Below are 15,999 nucleotides of genomic sequence, written 5' to 3'. Positions count from 1 at the left end.
CCCACATGAGCTTCATGACCACGCGCCGCGCGCTGTCCGCAGTGCTGATCGCCCAATTGGCCGTCACATCCCTGGCGCACGCCAAGGCCGATCGGGACGAGCAAGAGGCCTTCGAACGGCTTCGGTCCCATCAGCGAGCGGCCTCCAATCCCATTGGCGACATGAAGCACCGCACCGCCACGCCGGCGGCGATCCCAGACATCTATGGCCCGGGCGCCGTTCTCACGGTCGGGAACGTGGTCATGAAGGTGACCAACTACGGGGTGATCGGCAATCCGTTCATCAATATCTCGAGCGACCCGTCGGGCCAGTGGCCCGGCGCCTCGGGTGTCGAGTACCTCAACTTCATCCTGGTCGCGGTGGGGGGGGTCAATCCCACGGCCACCGACCCGACGGCGGTGCGCCGCGTCTCCTACAACCCCGAGTGGTGGCCGCCGACGCCCGATCCGGAAGACCGGATGTACCGCGCTTACGACGGCATCATCAACGGCAACCGGCTGGTCAACGACGATGCCGACTTCAACCCGTTCACCGGCGAGCCCAACATCGACGAAGACTTCCTCGACGGGCGTGACAACGACGGGGACGGTCGCATCGACGAGGACTACGGCGCGCTCGGCCAGCTCATGTTCACCTGCGTGATGCGGGACGACACCCCGGCTGCCTACGCGACGAGCACCGCGGAGGCGCACGTGCCGCTGGTGACCGAGATCCAGCAGTCCTCGTGGGCCTACTCGGTCCCGGGCTTCACCGACTTCGACGTCGTCCAATGGGACATCTTCAACCGTTCGGGGCACACCCTGGACAGCATGTTCGTGGGCATCCGGGTCGACATCGACGCCGGTCCCGCGTCGAGCTCCACCTACTTCTCCGACGACCAGGACATCCCGTATTTCCCGAACGGTGAGTTCACGATCCCTGTGACGCCGGATGATCCACGCTACCAGCTGTCCACCACCCAGGCGGGCACTGCGGATACGCTCTGTCCCCAGATGCCGGTGCGGATCAACGGCTTTTCCGTGGTGGACAACGACGGCGATGAAGGAAGGACGGGTGGCGTCGCTTCGGTGCTCCTCTTCGGTCACACCATCGATCCGCTCGGTATTCGCGCTCCAGCGCGGGTCGGCTTCCGCGCCTTCCGATCGTTCATCGCCGGAACGCCCTACGCCAGCAACGGGAATCCCAGCACCGACCAGCAGCGCTTCGAGTTCCTCTCCAGCAATCAGAACGTCGATCCGGCCACCGGACTGATCTCGGCCGAGCCAGGCGATCAGGCCGGCGATTACACCGCCTGGTCATCGGTCGGTCCTTTCCTCAACGTGCCGGACGGCGGGATGATCACCTGCACCATCGGCTTCGCGGTCTTCCGCGGGGGCTATTTGACGCTCCAGGACTACCAGCTCGACTACGCCTCCTATCAGGCCGGCCTGAAGCCGCTGGGCGATCTGTTCGAGAAGTACCCGGCGCTGGAGAACGCCTTTACCGCTCAGATCGCCTACGAAGGCGTCTACGAGCTTCCGCGCCCCGGCTTTACCGACAAGGTGCCTGACTGCCACGGCTGCGAGACCGGCGTGAAGCTGCCCACGGGGTCGACGCCGATGCTCCTCTCGGAGGTCTGTCCCGATCGTGAGGCCGTCTCCAAGCAGGTGACCGACAACGCTTTCACCTGGTTCGACTTCGACTGTAACGCCTGTACCGGGGTGTGGAACGAGGCGACGGGCCAGGGTTACTACCTGCGGCACTGGAACGCGGAGTCGCCGCCACCGAGCCCGAATCTGAACGTGGCGGCGACCTACAACTACTCGGACAACCCGAATCGCGTGGTGGCGGGCGGCGACAACATGATCACGCTGGCCTGGGACAACATCTCGGAGACCACCGCCGATCCCAAGTCCGGTTTCTTCGACTTCCGCGCCTACCGCATCTGGAAGGTCGCCGGCTGGCAGCGCCCGGTGGGTGCATCGGGGCCGAACGACGAGGACTGGGCGCTGCTCGCCGAGTACCGCCTGTTCGACTACGCCGACAGCAACTTCACCCGCGACCCCGTCGAGGACACGCTGATCTGCCCGATGGTGTTCATTCCCAACTACGACTATCCCGCCGGGCATCCGCACTGCACGGATCCGCTCGCTGACCCGCTGGAGCTGCGGGGTGGCGGTTGCCGAGACACGGCGACGGTCAAGATCTGCCTGCGGAGTGGCGACTTCTGGGACCGTCAGACGGGCAGGATCCTGCGCGCCGAACCGGTCGCATGCGTTCAGGATCCCGAGACCCAGGCGTGCGTGCAGGACAGCGGGCTCGCGCTGGGCACGAGCCCCCCTCAGCGGATCAAGAAGACGCGTTATCAGGTCGGTCGCTACATGATCATCGACCGCGAGGTCAAGAACGGGTTCATCTACTTCTATTCGGTGACGGCCGGAGACTCGACGGGCGGCAGCCAGCTCTTCGGACGCCGCTCGGCGGTGGAGGCGGACCAGGTGACGCCTCAGTCCACGACCAAGACGGGCAAGTCGGTATGGGTGGTTCCGAATCCCTACCGTGGGTTCACCAGCATCCTCGCCAGGCCCTCGGCCTGGGACTTGACACCCAATGCGACCGACCCGACGGGCACCCACGTCGACTTCATGGGTCTGCCCCCGGGCAAGTGGAAGATCCGGATCTATACGGTGTCCGGAGACATGGTGGCCGAGCTCGACGAGAACGATGCGGTCAACGAATCGGTTCGCGGGCCGATCACGGGACCCGATGGCAGGACGCGGCCGGGCTACAACCGCCAGCAGGACACCGCCAACGACGGGCAGGCGCGATGGAACCTGATCTCGCGCAATGGACAGGACGTGGTGAGCGGCATCTATCTATTCGTGGTCGATTCCGACCAAGGTCAACAGCGTGGCAAATTCGTCGTCATTCGCTAGACCGGGCGTGGGTATGAAGGAGGCTTCCGTGAAGAGAATGATCGTCACCCTCGGCGGGCTGGCACTGATGCTCCCGGGGTTGGCTGGCGCAGCCGAGATCTTCGAGAAGGTCGGGACGTTCGACGGCCAGTTCCTGAAGATCTCGGTGGGCGCCCGTGCGGCCGGGATGGGCAACGCGTTCGTCGCCGTCGCCGACGATGCGAGCGCCGTGTTCTGGAATGCGGCCGGAATCGCGCGCATCGACCCGAACAAGTCGCAGCTCAGCCTCAACCACGCCACCTGGGTGGCCGACCTGTCGTTCGAGCAGATCGGCTACGTCTTCCACGTGAAACGGATTCCCGGCGCCTTCTCGGTCCACGCCCGAGCGCTGACCATGGATCCCATGGTCGAGACCACGGCCTACCAGCCCGATCCGGTCGAAGGCACGGGGCGGACGTTCGACGCCGGCATGATGACGGCGGGACTGACGTACGCCCGGTCGTTCACCGACAAGTTCAGTGCGGGGGTGACCGCCAACTTCATCCACGAAGGTCTGGCGGAGTTCAGCCAGCAGACCTACGCCTTCGACGTCGGCACCCTTTACGACGTCGGTGTCCTGGGGATGAAAATCGGGATGACGATTTCGAACATCGGTTCGCAGGTGAAGTTCATCGAACAGGAGGCGCGCATCCCGGCCATCTTCCGTGTCGGCTCGTCGCTCAATCTCATGCAGACCGCCGACCAGCACCTGATCGGGTCGCTCGAATTCTCGCACCCGCCGGACAACGCGGAGCGCCTCAACGTCGGAACCGAATATTCGTTCAAGGACTTCATCCATCTGCGCGGCGGGTACAACATCAACTACGATGCCGAAGGGCTCGCGGGCGGCGTGGGCTTCCACTTCCCGGTGTCCGTGGCAGGAGAGGCCAAGCTCGACTACGCCTACACCGACATGCAGGACCTGGGAGGCGCTCATCGCTTCTCCCTCACCTTCGAGTTCTGATCCGATTCCGAATCACGGGCGTCGAGCCACGCGTCTCCGTCAGGGGGCGCGTGCGTCGTTTTGGGTCCTGGCCCTGCTGTCGACCGCCTGGCCATCCTTCGCCGACGAGCCGACGGGACCGCTTCCCTGGCGGGTGAGCGGGCGGCTGGGATTCACCGTCGACGCCGCGGCCTTCCCCGATTCGGCAAGCGACCTGCTCGAGATCTACTGCCGGCTACCGCCGTCAACGATCGTTTCGCTCGGTCGCTCCGATCGCGGTGACGCCCGCCTCAAGCTCGGGGTAACACTTCACAATCGCTTCGGCGCCAAGCATCACCAGGCCGTGCAGGAGTTCACGGTGTTGCCGAGCGACACCGGCGGCTTCGGCAAGGTGGTGCTGCTGAGGCTCCCGGTCAAGGCGGGTCCGTACACGATGGAGGTGAAGCTCGAGGATCCGCTCTCGCGCAAGCGCGGCCTCGCCTACATCGGTCGCTCGGTCGCGCAATCCGCCTCGGTGAAAGGCGAGATCGTCGTTCCCGAGCCGTCGAGCGGCCGCCGCCTGTCGAACGTCGAATTCGTGTGGGGGAAGGCGGCAGGCGCCGGCGCCGCGTTCCGCCATGCCGACCTCGACACGGGTTTCCTCCCGAACCCCGATCGTCTCTACGGCCTTCTGGCGAACGATCTGCGGGCCCACTTCGTCGCGCGCTCGAACGCGCAGGCATCGTGGCACTGGCGGGCGCGGCTCCTCGATGCGACGACGGGACGCGAGATGGCGCGGTACGAGAGCACGGCCGTCGCCGTATCGGTCGCACCCGTGGTGTCCATGGACGTCTCCACCTTCCCGGCCGGCGGCTACGACTTCGAGGTCCAGGTGTGGCGTGAAGGCGAGTCGACTCCCGCCGTCCGCCGCGGACGCTTCAGCGTGGCGTGGAACCGGACGTCGTGGTGGCGCAACCCGCGCGACATCGAGGACGAGGTGCACCTGCTGCTCGACAACGACGAAGACGAGGAAGCCTTTGTGCGCATGAGCCCGGGCGAGCAGGAGGCCTACCTCGAGGACTTCTGGCGCGAGCGTGATCCCACGCCCTCCACCGCCGAGAACGAGGCGCGCACGGAGTTCTACCGGCGCGTGCATCACGCGAACTCGTCGTGGACCCGCTCCGCCGCGCTGGGGAAGGGAATGTTCTCCGACATGGGGCGCGTCTACATCCGTCACGGCGAGCCGGACGAGGTCCTCAAGCAGGTCATTCCCACCGGCGATCAGACGCTCCAACAGGTGCTGCAGCAGATCGACGCCAGCGAGGATCGTCCGACTGGCGACGTCGAGACCAAGGGGCTCGGAGGAGACATTCGTCCTTTCGAGGTCTGGATCTACGAGGTCGAGCGCGGCGCCACGATCACCACCAAGCCCGATCCGCGCGCCGGCGGAAACACGCGCAAGCGCCTCACCTTCCTGTTCGTGGACGACCAGGGCTACGGCGACTACCGGCTGCGCTACAGCACCGAATAGCGGTCACCGCTTCCCGCCGCACTTGACCTCGCCGCGTGGGTTGCGTCATAGTCCACCGCTTGCTCGTCCCCTAAGTTCATCTATCCCAACAACTTGCCGGGCCGGCCCTGCAGTCGGACCGACAGGAGAATCCGATGGCCATTCGGATCGGCATCAACGGCTTCGGCCGGATCGGGCGCCTGGTCTTGCGCGCGGCGCACGAGCGTCGCGCTCCGCTCGAGATCGTGGCCGTGAACGACGTCACCGACGCGCCCACACTGGCGCACCTGCTCCGCTACGACACCATCCACCGGACCTTTCCTGACGCCGGGCCGGCCGTCGACGGCGCGCTCCAGGTGGCGGGCAAGAAGATCCAGGTGCTGAGCGAAAAAGAGCCGTCCAAGCTGCCGTGGAAGTCGCTGGGCGTGGAGGTCGTGCTCGAGGCGACCGGGAAGTTCACCGACAAGGCCTCCGCTTCCGCCCACTTGAGCGCCGGAGCGCGCGGGGTGCTGATCTCGGCGCCGGCGAAGGACGTGGATATCACCTTCGTCATGGGCGTGAACCACCAGGCGTTCGACCGCTCCAAGCACGTGGTGGTCAGCATCGGCTCGTGCACGACCAATTGCCTGGCCCCGATGGCGAAGGTGATCCACGACCACTTCGAGATCGAGCATGGGCTGATGACCACCATCCATGCCTACACCAACGATCAGCGCATCCTCGACCTGCCCCACAAGGATCTGAGGCGCGCGCGGGCCGCGGCCCAGAACATGATCCCGACCTCCACCGGCGCGGCCAAGGCGATCGGGCTCGTGATGCCCGAGCTCAAGGGCAAGCTCGACGGCCTGGCGGTGCGGGTGCCGGTGATGAACGGATCGCTGACCGACCTGGTGTGCCGGGTCCGGAAGCCTGCCGACGCCGCCGCGGTCAACGCGGCCATGAAAGCCGCGGCTCAGGGACCGATGAAGGGCATTCTCGAATACTGCACCGATCCGATCGTCTCCTCGGACGTCATCGGAAATCCCTCCAGCAGCGTGTTCGACTCGCTCTCCACCACGGTGATGGACGGCAGCCTCGTGAAGACCCTGTCGTGGTACGACAACGAATGGGGCTTCTCGAACCGCGTGGTGGACGCGTTGACACTGATGGCCTAGGCCCGTGCCGCTCGCCAAGCTGACGCTGCGGGACATCGATCCGACCGCGAAGCGCGTGCTCACGCGCGTGGACTTCAACGTCCCTCTGCAGGACGGCGAAGTGAGCGACGATACGCGGCTCGTCGCCACGCTTCCCACGATCCGTTATCTGCTCCACAAGCAGGCGCGGCTGGTGCTCATGTCGCACCTCGGGCGGCCCAAGGGCGGGCCCGACCCGCGCTACAGCCTGAAGCCGGTCGCTCGGCGGCTGGAGCGGCTGCTGAGGATGCCGATCGGCTTCGCGGACGACTGCATCGGTACTTTGGCGGAGCAGCGCTCGAAGCAGCTGAAGGACGGCGAGGTCCTGCTGCTCGAGAACCTCCGCTTCCATCCCGAAGAGGAGAAGAACGATCCCGGGTTCGCACGCTCGCTGGCCACGCTGGGCGATGTGTACGTCAACGACGCCTTCGGCGCCGCCCATCGCGCGCACGCATCCACCGAAGGCGTGGCGCGGCTGCTCAAGCCGGCCGCGGCCGGTTTCCTGATGGAGCAGGAGCTCAACCATCTCGGCGCGGCGCTCGAGAATCCGGGACGGCCGTTCATCGCCATCCTGGGCGGCGCCAAGATCTCCGGCAAGATCGACGTGATCACGTCACTGCTGTCCAAGGTGGACGCGCTGCTCATCGGCGGGGCGATGATGTTCACCTTCCTGCGCGCGCGAGGCGTCGCGACGGGGCGCTCGCTGGTGGAGGAGGATCGCGTCGAGATGGCGCGCCGGGTCACGGCCGACGCGGCTTCGCGCGGCGTGGATCTCGTGCTGCCGGTCGACTGCGTGGCATCGACCGCGTCCGACGGCACGGCACCGGGCAAGGTGACGGCGGTCGATCGATTGGGGGCCGAGGAGATGGGCGTCGATATCGGACCCGAGACGGTGAAACGCTTCGCCGAGAAGATCCAGAACGCGAAGACGGTGCTGTGGAACGGGCCGATGGGCGTCTTCGAAGTTCCGGCCTTCGCCGAAGGCACGCTCGCGGTCGCGCGCGCGCTCGCCGACGCCACGGGCCGTGGCGCGGTGACGATCGTGGGAGGCGGCGACTCCGCGGCCGCCGTGCAGCAGGCGGGCGTGGCGGAGCGCCTGACGCATCTCTCCACGGGAGGCGGCGCTTCGCTCGAGTTCCTCGAGGGCAAGGTGCTCCCGGGTGTCGCCGCCCTCGACGATCGCCGGGCGTGAGCACGAGCTGGCCTAGGCGACCCCGCCTGGTGGCGGGGAACTGGAAGATGAACAAGACCGCTCCCGAGGCCGTGGCCACCGCCCGCGCATTGAAGGACGGCGGGATTCCCAACGGCGCCGCGCTGCTCGTCTGTCCGCCGTTCACAGCGCTCGCGCCGGTGCGCGACATCCTCGAGGGGAGCGGCATCCTGCTTGGCGCGCAGAACCTCCACGCGGAGCCGCACGGCGCTTTTACCGGCGAGGTCTCGGGCAGCATGCTTTCCGCGGCGGGATGCCGGATGGTGATCGTGGGGCACTCCGAGCGCCGCCACGGCATGGGAGAAGACGACGCGACGGTCGCGCGCAAGCTGCGCGCCGCCCTGCGAGACGGACTGATCCCCATCGTGTGCGTGGGGGAGACGCTCGCGCAGCGCGAGGCCGGCCAGACCGAAGCCGTGCTGACGCGCCAGATCGAAGCGGCCTATCGCGGGCTGCCGGCCAGTGACGCGCGGGGCACCGTGATCGCCTACGAGCCGGTGTGGGCGATCGGCACCGGACGCGTGGCGACCACCGAGCAGGCGCGCGATGCGCATCGAGTCATCCGAAGCGCCCTGGACGCCCACGGCGAAGGTCGTCTGGGGTCCGAGCTGGCGATCCTCTATGGCGGAAGCGTGAATGCCGCCAACGCGGCGGGGCTGTTCTCCGAGGACGACGTCGATGGAGCGCTGGTCGGCGGCGCCTCCCTGGATCCCCAGGGATTCCGGGCGATCGCCGAAGCGGCCGCGCGCCCGGTGTCAGGAGCGCGTTGACGGAGGGTTGCTCCGCTGGTAGGTTAGCCGGCCGCATCGCAGGACCCTCTTCACTCCTTAGGTTTCGAGGTTTCCCATGTACGGCTTGCTGCTCGCCCTCCACATCATCATCTGTCTCTCGCTGATCCTCGTGATCCTGCTTCAGTCGGGGAAAGGCGGCGGACTGGCGGGAGGGGCTTTCGGCGGAACCGCCCAGACCGTGTTCGGCGGTCGTGGCGCCACCGACGTGCTCACCAAGGCGACGATGGTTCTTGGCGGAGCCTTCTTCGTGACGTCGCTGGTCCTGGCGCTGATGTCAACCGGTACGCGGATACCCTCGCGAAGCCTCATCCAGGAGGAAGCTCGGCGCGCGATCCCGACCGCACCGCAGCAGGGTGGAGCGCCTCAGCAGGCGCCGCCGGCGGGTCAGCAGCAGGCTCCCACGCAGGGAGCTCCGCCCGCTGGAGCGCAGCCTCCCGCAGGCGGTGGCGGCCAGCCGGCGCCGACAGGCGCGCCTCCCGGCGGTCGCTGACATCGGAATGCGGCGGAGAGCCGCGCGGCGGTTTGCCCGGGTGGTGGAATTGGTAGACACGTACGTTTGAGGGGCGTATGGGGAAACCCGTGCGAGTTCAAGTCTCGCCCCGGGCACCACGAAGCACGAGAGCCACGCCCTTGGGCGTGGCTCTTTCGTTGGATCCGTTAGGGTAGTGGGCCGTTAGGGCTGGCGGCCCGTCGTCAACGGGTTGGGATTGACGATCTCGAGGACGTAGGAGTCGAGGGTCTCGGAGTCGATGTAGCCTTTCACCCGCCGCACGACCTCGCCCTGACGGTTGATGAAGAAGGTGGTCGGAAGCGAGCGGATCGGCCCGTAGCCATCAAGTGTCTTCTCGTTCGCCATCCCGAGACGGAAGCTCACCCCGAGATCCCGGGCGAACCGCTTCACGTCGTGGTCCACGTCCTCCTCGTCGACCGACAGTCCGATGACCACGAGGCGGCCTTCTCCAAAGCGCTTCTGGACCGCGTCGAGGTGAGGCATCGCGGCGCGGCACGGCCGGCACCAGGTCGCCCAGAAGTCGAGGACGACAGGCTTGCCGCGAAGGTCAGCCAGCCTCACCGTCTTTCCTTCGAACGTCTTCACGGTGAAGGGAGGCGCGGCGGGAAGGTTCTGGGCTTGCGAGACGACGGGCGTGACTGCGAAAAACAAAGCTGTGGTGAGTGTCGCGCGCCAGGTCAAAGGAAGGGTACCTCCGGTCAGAGAGTCGCGGCCCGAAGTTTTCCGCGCCGGGAGAGTCTAGCGAGTTCCGTCCAAACGTGGGAAGGGCAGATCGCGCTTTTTGCACTCCATTGACGGTCCGAGCCTTGCCCAAGCCCTGACCGCGCTTTTGCTTGAGACGCTCGCAAATGCTGTGCTAGCGTGCTTCGCAAACCTCTCCCCTAGGCATGACCCGCGTTGGGACTGGCCGCTCCCGGAAAGACTCCGGCTGGGTCCGACTTCACAAGGAAGGTGAAGCCCTCGATGCAGATCCTGTGGGTGTTGCAGTGGAGTGGCGGAGCCCGGGCGACGGTGCCGGCACTGATCGCCGCGTCGGGACCTTTCGCCAAGGTGGTCCTGGCCATCCTTTTGATCATGTCCGTGTACTCCTGGGCCGTGATCTGGAATCGAATCCGGCTCTACGCTCGAGTCGAGCGAGCCGATCGCGCGTTTCTGGGCGCGTTTCGCAGGTTGCCGAAGAACGCCGACCTGCGGCTGGTCTGTGACCAGCATCCTCACAGCCTGCTGGCCAAAGTCGCGATCACTGGCCAGCGCACCCTGGAACAGCTCGACCTCGGGTCGGAGGGGTCACGCTTCGAGATCGCCCAGCGGGCCATGGACCGCGCGGCGGCGGAGGAGACCGCCCGTCTCGAGCGGCACGTCGGATTCCTCGCCACCACCGGCAGCGTGTCTCCCTTCATCGGGCTGATGGGAACCGTGTGGGGAGTCATGACGGCCTTTCTCAACATCGGCGCGCAGGGCTCCGCGTCGCTCGTGGTCGTCGCCCCCGGCATTGCCGAGGCCCTGATCGCGACCGTCGCCGGACTGGCGGCGGCCATCCCGGCCGTGGTCGGCTACAACCACCTGCTCGGACGACTGCGGGACTTCGCGAACTCGACCGGTCAGTTCGCCAACGAGTTCCTCGACATGCGCTCCGGCGTACAGGACGTGAGGGTGAGCGTCCGATGATCATCGGGGGCGACCGCAGACCCATGGCGGAGATCAACGTCACGCCACTCGTGGACGTGGTGCTCGTGCTGCTCATCATCTTCATGGTGACGGCGCCCTTCCTCCAGGGAGGTCTCGAGGTCAACCTCCCGAAGGTGGCGTCCCGAGGTCTCGATGTGCGCGAAGGCCTGATCGTCAGCGTGCGGGCGGATCGGCGGATCGCCGTCGGCAACCAGGTGATCGCGAACGCGGATTTCGAGCGCGCGCTGGAGCGCGCCGGGGCGTCCGACCGCCCGGTATTCCTCAAAGCCGACCAGGGCGTGCCCTACGGCGTGGTCGTGGACCTGATCGCCCGTCTCCGGCGCACGGGAGTGGCGTCGCTCGGGCTGGTCACCGAGGCGCCGCCGCCGCCGAGGAGGCGATGAGTTGCGCGGCTCGGTCTTCGGCTCCGGCTTGGTGCACGTCCTCATCGTTGCTGCCCTGTTCCTGGTGCGGCGTCCGGTGAGCCTCGTGGTGCCCGGTCCCGACGTGATCCAGGTCGCCCTGGTCGATCCGTCCGCCCCCATCACGCCGCCGCCGCCTCCCGAGCCGCTCGCTCCCGAGCCCGAGCCCGTCGCTCCGGTGGAGGACGAAGGAGTCAAGATCGAGACTCCCAAGCCTTCGAAGCCGCCCAAGCCTCAGCCGTCCCCGCCGCCACGCACGAAGCAGAACGCGGCAGCCACGCTGCCATCGGCGCAGGTCGGTGCGGCGGGTCTCAAGGGAGACGTCAACGTCGACACCGGCGACTTCGAGTTCACCTACTACCTGGTCCTGATCCGGAACCGGATCGCCAGCAACTGGACGCCGCCGGCCGGCATCTCCACCGGAGGGAATGAGGTGCGGACGGTGGTGTATTTCCGTATTGGCCGCGGAGGTGACCTCTCGGACATCCGCATCGAGAGCGCGAGCGGCGTGGAGTTCTTCGATCACTCCGCGCTGCGAGCGGTCACCATCAGCGACCCCATGCCGCCGCTGCCGCTGGGATTCGCGGGCGGACAGCTGGGCGTGCATTTCGGATTCGAATGGGAGGCGCCATGAAGCGCATCGTCATCACTCTGGCCGCGCTCATCAGCCTCGTGCCTGCGGCCCGCGCTCAGGCGCCGACCGATGTTCACATCGATCTCAGCAAGTCCGGCTCCCGCATCCGCATTCATTGCGAGCCCCTGGCCGCTTCGGGCGGAAGCAACGCGCGATCCTGGGGTCTGCAAGCCGACGAGGTGCTCTCGAACGACCTCGACTGGTCCGCCGTCTTCGACGTCAGCCGTTCCTGGGTGGCTGGGCAGAGCGTCGACGGCGCTCAGGCGATCGTGGGCGGCAAGCTCACGGTTCAGGGAGACGACCTGCGGCTCGAGGGCCAGGTGCGGGACGTGCCCGGCGGAAGACCCATCATGGCGCGGGAGTACCGAGGCAAACTCAAAGACTGGCGCGACGTCGTGCATCGTTTCTCGGACGACATCGTCCTCCAGTTCTCCGGCGAGCCCGGCGTGGCGCGCACCAAGATCGCCTTCAGCGCCCACAACGGGCGCACGAAGGAGCTGTACATCATGGACTGGGACGGCGCGAATCGCCGGGCGCTCACTCAGGACGGAAGCATCGCGATGTCGCCCGCGTTCTCTCCGGACGGTTCGCTGATCCTGTTCACGTCGTACCGGGGCGGGTCGGGCCCGCGCGTGTTCGTCGTGAAGCACGAGGGCGGAAAGCCGTTCCTGGTCTCCGGGCGCCCGGGCATCAACACCAGCGCTTCCTACGGACCCGATGGTCGCGAGATCGTCTGCACGCTCAGCATGGACGGCAACTCCGAGGTGTACATGCTGGACGCCAAGGGGGGGAACCCGCGCCGGCTCACCCGACAGCGCTCCATCGACACCTCGCCGACGTGGTCGCCGACCGGCCGCGAGGTCGCCTTCACCTCCGATCGAGCCGGAGCCCCTCAGGTCTACGTGATGGACCGCGAAGGAGGGAACGCCCGGCGCCTCACCTACGAAGTGGGCTACACCGATTCCCCGGCATGGTCCCCGAAGGGAGATCGCATCGCCTTCGTCGCTCGGACCGGAAACGGGTTCGACATCTATGTGTGCCGCGCCGACGGCTCCGACACTCGTCTGGTCGTGAGCGGAGGCAGCAACGAGAACCCGCGCTGGTCTCCGGACGGCCGGCACCTCGTGTTCTCGTCCGACCGCGGCAGCGGTGTGGGCCTCTACGTCACCGATCTCGATGGCCGGCCGCCGCGGCGCCTCGAGACCGGTGGATTCTCCGCCAGTTCTCCCGCCTGGTCTCCTCGACCCGGGGAGTCCGGCCGTCTTCTCAATTCGAACCCGACCAACTCAGCCCTCGGAGGTAGACCATGACGTCGAAGAACCTGTGGACGCGTGCGTGGATCGTGCCGCTGATGCTCATTCTGGCGTCGGTCGGCTGTGCGAAGAAGACGCCGGCCCCTTCGCCGGCTCCACCCGTGACGCAGGCGCCCGAGCCGACGCCGCCGCCGCCGGCGCCCGCGCCGACGGAGACCGCGCCGACTCAGACCCTGATCGGCTCCGGCGACTTCCAGCCGGCATTCTTCGACCTCGACTCGTATACGTTGCGCGAGGACGCGCGCGCCGCGCTGGACCGCAACGCCAAGCTGCTGCGGGACAACCCCACGGTCAACGTCACGATCGAGGGTCACTGCGACGAGCGCGGCACGGTCGAGTACAACCAGTCGCTGGGTGAGAGGCGAGCCCAAGCGGCGCGCGATTACCTGGTCGCGGCCGGGATCGCCGATTCGCGGCTGCAGGTCGTGTCGTACGGCAAGGACCGTCCGTTCGCCACCGGGCACGACGAGGCGAGCTGGCAGCAGAACCGCCGGGCTCACTTCACCGTCCGCTGATGGCTGGCGCTCGCACCGAAGTCCAGGGAGGCTCTCGGCGCCGGGTGCTGGCGCTCGCGGTCATGGGCTGGCTGGGCTCGGGGTTGCTGGTCCCGGGATGCTACGCGCCGCAGATCAGTCTGCTGCGCTCGGGGCTCGACAGCCTGCGGGCGGTGGTCGACACCATGACGGTTCGGGATTCGGTCACGCTCGCGGTGCTGCAGGCAACGCGGCGTGACATCGCGGAGCAGAAGGACATCGTGCTGAGCACCCGCGCGTCCAGCGGCACGACCACGCAGGAGCTGTTCGAGCAGATGACCCGCCTCGAGGGGAAGCTCGACGAAGCCATGGGTCGCTTCGACCGGGCTTCGCAGCGGTCCTCGTCGCCGGCGACGCCGGTGGGCGGCGAGATGAACCAGATGTACGACCAGGCGTCGCTGGACCTCACGCAGGGCCGGTACCGGCTGGCGCTCCAGGAATTTCGCGACTTCCTCAAGCGCTATCCATCCAACGAGCTGGCGGACAACGCGCAGTATGGCATCGGGGAATGTTTCTTCGCGCAATCGGTGTTCGACAGCGCCGAGGTGGAATATGCCAGGGTGGAGGCGGCTTTCCCCAAGGGCGACAAGGTGCCGGCGGCTCTGTACAAGCTGGCGCTGAGCCAAGAGAGACTCAAGAAGACGTCGGCTGCCAAGAAGACGCTCGAGGATCTCGTCAAGCGCTATCCCAATTCCGGGGAAGCGCAGCTGGCCCGTGAGCGTCTGGGCGGCGCGCAACGCCGTTAGCGCCGCGGGGCTGGTGGGGGCGATCGCGCTCGTCCCCATCAGCCCGTCCGCGGTTCGAGGACAGACCCCCGCAGACTCGCTCGACGGCCTGCCGATCCGCCACGTCGAGATCGTCGCTCGCAACCTCTACGAGCCGCTTCCCGGCGGTCCGCTACGGCCCTTCTACCGTCTGGCGGACGCCCTTCACGTCCGTACCCGGCCTTCCACGATTCGGCACGCCGTGCTGCTGGACCGGGGTGAGCCGTGGAGCGCCGCGCGTGGGAAGGAGAACGAGCGCATCCTGCGCGCTCTCGGCATTCTCGAGCCGCTGCGCGTCGAAGCCCGGCGATCGGGGGCCCGGGGGGATTCGGTCGACGTCCTGGTCGAGACGCGCGACGACTGGACCACGCAGCCCGAGTTCGCCATCCAGAGCGCGGAGGACGATCTGTTCCTCACCGTGTCTCTGGCCGAGCGCAACTTTCTCGGGCTCGGCAAGGGTATCGGCCTTTCCTATCGCGAGGCGCCGGAAGGCATCACCCGCGGCGCCGAGTATCTCGATCCCAACGTGCTCGGGTCCCGCTTGCGGCTCGCCGCTCGCGCCGCCAGGAGCAACGAAGGCGCGAGCCAGGGCATCGACATCGGCGTCCCTTTCTACTCCGAATCGGCGCCGTATTCGTACGGATTCCGATGGAACCTGGTGACGTCGGTGGCGCGGCTCTACCAGTCCGGCGACGAGGCCGCGAAGTTCGATCGCCGCGTGGAGGAGACGCAGGCGTACTGGGGACAGGGATTCCGTTCGTCGCGCGAGGTGGTGCGAATCACCGGGATGTTCATCCTGCGTGACCGGCGTTATGGGGAGAGCGAGCTCCAGCCGGGAGCGCCGGAAGAGTTCGCGGGGGGAGAAGAGAACGTGCACGAGCGCCGTTGGGGCGGGGAGGCGCAGTGGTGGAGACCGGCCTTCCTCGAGATCGAGGGCATGGAGCGGCTGGGCGGGATCGAGGATGTCGATCTCGGCCCTTCGGTGCGCATCACCGCAGGCTATTCACCCCAGTGGCTCGGTGCGACGGCGGACGAAGGGTACCTGGGCACGCGGCTCGACGGAGGCTTCGGACTCGGACAGCATGCCTTCGGTCTCGCCGCGCTCGACTTCAGGACCCGAATCCGTCACGAACCGCTCGAGACCGTCACCCGCGGCCAGGTGCGCTGGGTGACGCAGATGCGCCGGACTCATACCTTTCTGCTCGCGGGATATGGCGCGGCCGCGTATCGCCCGGAGCGGGACTACCAGGAGATCCTCGGCGGCCTGAGCGGAATGCGCGCGCTCCCGGTTCGCGGAATGACGGGTCACCAGGCATGGCGCTTCAACGCCGAGCACCGGTGGTGGGTGGGCCGCGACTTCTTCCAGATCCTGTCGCTCGGCACCGCCGCGTTCTACGACATCGGACGGACCTGGGGACCCGGCGCTTCGCCAGGAGGCTGGCGCCAGGACGCCGGCTTCGGGATTCGCCTGGCCCTCCCGCGCTCCGGACAGGACCGCGTCGCCCGCGTCGACATCGCCTGGCCGATCGCGCGCTTCCCCGGAGACGATCGGGGCCCGGTGTTGTCGTTCGGATCCGGGCAGGCATTCTGAGGCGGCGGCCCGCACATTTCGCCCG

The 15,999-nt window shown here is 67.2% G+C and carries 15 protein-coding genes and 1 tRNA gene; 15 read left to right on the top strand and 1 reads right to left on the bottom strand.

Translation table 11 applies throughout. From position 1 onward, the window contains the following. Positions 1-5 precede the first annotated feature (5 nt). From VFQ05_09135 to VFQ05_09100, 8 genes are all read left to right on the top strand, one after another. Positions 6-2,915: a hypothetical protein gene (locus tag VFQ05_09135; protein ID HET9326921.1), complete on the top strand. Its 2,910-nt coding sequence runs from the start codon at positions 6-8 to the stop codon at positions 2,913-2,915. A 37-nt stretch (positions 2,916-2,952) separates the two neighbouring features. Then, positions 2,953-3,897, top strand: coding sequence for a PorV/PorQ family protein (locus VFQ05_09130; protein ID HET9326920.1), 945 nt, complete (start codon positions 2,953-2,955; stop codon positions 3,895-3,897). A 133-nt stretch (positions 3,898-4,030) separates the two neighbouring features. After that, on the top strand, positions 4,031-5,386 hold the full coding sequence (locus VFQ05_09125; protein HET9326919.1) for a GWxTD domain-containing protein: 1,356 nt from the start codon (positions 4,031-4,033) through the stop codon (positions 5,384-5,386). A 134-nt stretch (positions 5,387-5,520) separates the two neighbouring features. After that, the gene (gene gap / locus VFQ05_09120) at positions 5,521-6,519 is read left to right on the top strand and encodes a type I glyceraldehyde-3-phosphate dehydrogenase (GenBank protein ID HET9326918.1); all 999 of its coding nucleotides are present in this window, start codon (positions 5,521-5,523) and stop codon (positions 6,517-6,519) included. A 19-nt stretch (positions 6,520-6,538) separates the two neighbouring features. Beyond that, positions 6,539-7,729 (top strand): phosphoglycerate kinase, encoded by a 1,191-nt coding sequence (locus VFQ05_09115; protein ID HET9326917.1) that lies wholly within the window; start codon positions 6,539-6,541, stop codon positions 7,727-7,729. Beyond that, entirely contained in the window at positions 7,726-8,517 is a 792-nt protein-coding gene (tpiA, locus tag VFQ05_09110; protein HET9326916.1) for a triose-phosphate isomerase, read from the top strand. The genes VFQ05_09115 and tpiA overlap by 4 nt, the downstream gene beginning before the upstream one ends. Before the next feature lie 76 nt (positions 8,518-8,593). Continuing rightward, a complete protein-coding gene (secG, locus tag VFQ05_09105; GenBank protein ID HET9326915.1) occupies positions 8,594-9,028 on the top strand; it encodes a preprotein translocase subunit SecG in 435 nt (144 codons plus the stop codon). A 34-nt stretch (positions 9,029-9,062) separates the two neighbouring features. Beyond that, positions 9,063-9,147, top strand: a tRNA-Leu gene (locus tag VFQ05_09100). Positions 9,148-9,211: 64 nt separating this feature from the next. Here the strand turns inward: VFQ05_09100 and VFQ05_09095 are convergent. Next, the gene (locus tag VFQ05_09095) at positions 9,212-9,700 is read right to left on the bottom strand and encodes a TlpA disulfide reductase family protein (GenBank protein HET9326914.1); all 489 of its coding nucleotides are present in this window, start codon (positions 9,698-9,700) and stop codon (positions 9,212-9,214) included. Positions 9,701-10,000: 300 nt separating this feature from the next. Between VFQ05_09095 and VFQ05_09090 the strand changes: the two genes are divergently transcribed. Genes VFQ05_09090 through VFQ05_09060 form a run of 7 tightly spaced genes read left to right on the top strand, consistent with a single transcriptional unit; the run spans position 10,001 to position 15,974 of the window. Further along, positions 10,001-10,717 (top strand): MotA/TolQ/ExbB proton channel family protein, encoded by a 717-nt coding sequence (locus VFQ05_09090; protein ID HET9326913.1) that lies wholly within the window; start codon positions 10,001-10,003, stop codon positions 10,715-10,717. After that, positions 10,714-11,121: a biopolymer transporter ExbD gene (locus tag VFQ05_09085; protein ID HET9326912.1), complete on the top strand. Its 408-nt coding sequence runs from the start codon at positions 10,714-10,716 to the stop codon at positions 11,119-11,121. The genes VFQ05_09090 and VFQ05_09085 overlap by 4 nt, the downstream gene beginning before the upstream one ends. A gap of 1 nt (position 11,122) precedes the next feature. Beyond that, complete coding sequence (locus VFQ05_09080) at positions 11,123-11,773, top strand: energy transducer TonB (protein ID HET9326911.1); 651 nt, start codon at positions 11,123-11,125, stop codon at positions 11,771-11,773. Further along, the gene (locus tag VFQ05_09075) at positions 11,770-13,083 is read left to right on the top strand and encodes a Tol-Pal system beta propeller repeat protein TolB (GenBank protein ID HET9326910.1); all 1,314 of its coding nucleotides are present in this window, start codon (positions 11,770-11,772) and stop codon (positions 13,081-13,083) included. Before VFQ05_09080 ends, VFQ05_09075 begins: the two co-directional genes overlap by 4 nt. Continuing rightward, positions 13,080-13,601: a peptidoglycan-associated lipoprotein Pal gene (gene pal / locus VFQ05_09070; GenBank protein HET9326909.1), complete on the top strand. Its 522-nt coding sequence runs from the start codon at positions 13,080-13,082 to the stop codon at positions 13,599-13,601. Before VFQ05_09075 ends, pal begins: the two co-directional genes overlap by 4 nt. Further along, positions 13,601-14,365, top strand: coding sequence for a tol-pal system protein YbgF (ybgF, locus tag VFQ05_09065; GenBank protein ID HET9326908.1), 765 nt, complete (start codon positions 13,601-13,603; stop codon positions 14,363-14,365). The genes pal and ybgF overlap by 1 nt, the downstream gene beginning before the upstream one ends. After that, positions 14,334-15,974 (top strand): hypothetical protein, encoded by a 1,641-nt coding sequence (locus VFQ05_09060; protein HET9326907.1) that lies wholly within the window; start codon positions 14,334-14,336, stop codon positions 15,972-15,974. The genes ybgF and VFQ05_09060 overlap by 32 nt, the downstream gene beginning before the upstream one ends. Positions 15,975-15,999: the final 25 nt, after the last annotated feature.

The organism is Candidatus Eisenbacteria bacterium (assembly GCA_035712145.1).
GTDB lineage: Bacteria > Eisenbacteria > RBG-16-71-46 > RBG-16-71-46 > RBG-16-71-46 > DASTBI01.
This window is presented reverse-complemented; position numbering and strand designations above follow the sequence as displayed.

Bases quoted from the DNA above. Each gene is read 5' to 3' on its own strand.
- pal (HET9326909.1), top strand. From the start codon at position 13,080: ATGACGTCGAAGAACCTGTGGACGCGTGCGTGGATCGTGCCGCTGATG.
- VFQ05_09130 (HET9326920.1), top strand. From the start codon at position 2,953: ATGATCGTCACCCTCGGCGGGCTGGCACTGATGCTCCCGGGGTTGGCT.
- VFQ05_09075 (HET9326910.1), top strand. From the start codon at position 11,770: ATGAAGCGCATCGTCATCACTCTGGCCGCGCTCATCAGCCTCGTGCCT.
- secG (HET9326915.1), top strand. From the start codon at position 8,594: ATGTACGGCTTGCTGCTCGCCCTCCACATCATCATCTGTCTCTCGCTG.
- VFQ05_09135 (HET9326921.1), top strand. From the start codon at position 6: ATGAGCTTCATGACCACGCGCCGCGCGCTGTCCGCAGTGCTGATCGCC.
- gap (HET9326918.1), top strand. From the start codon at position 5,521: ATGGCCATTCGGATCGGCATCAACGGCTTCGGCCGGATCGGGCGCCTG.
- ybgF (HET9326908.1), top strand. From the start codon at position 13,601: ATGGCTGGCGCTCGCACCGAAGTCCAGGGAGGCTCTCGGCGCCGGGTG.
- VFQ05_09085 (HET9326912.1), top strand. From the start codon at position 10,714: ATGATCATCGGGGGCGACCGCAGACCCATGGCGGAGATCAACGTCACG.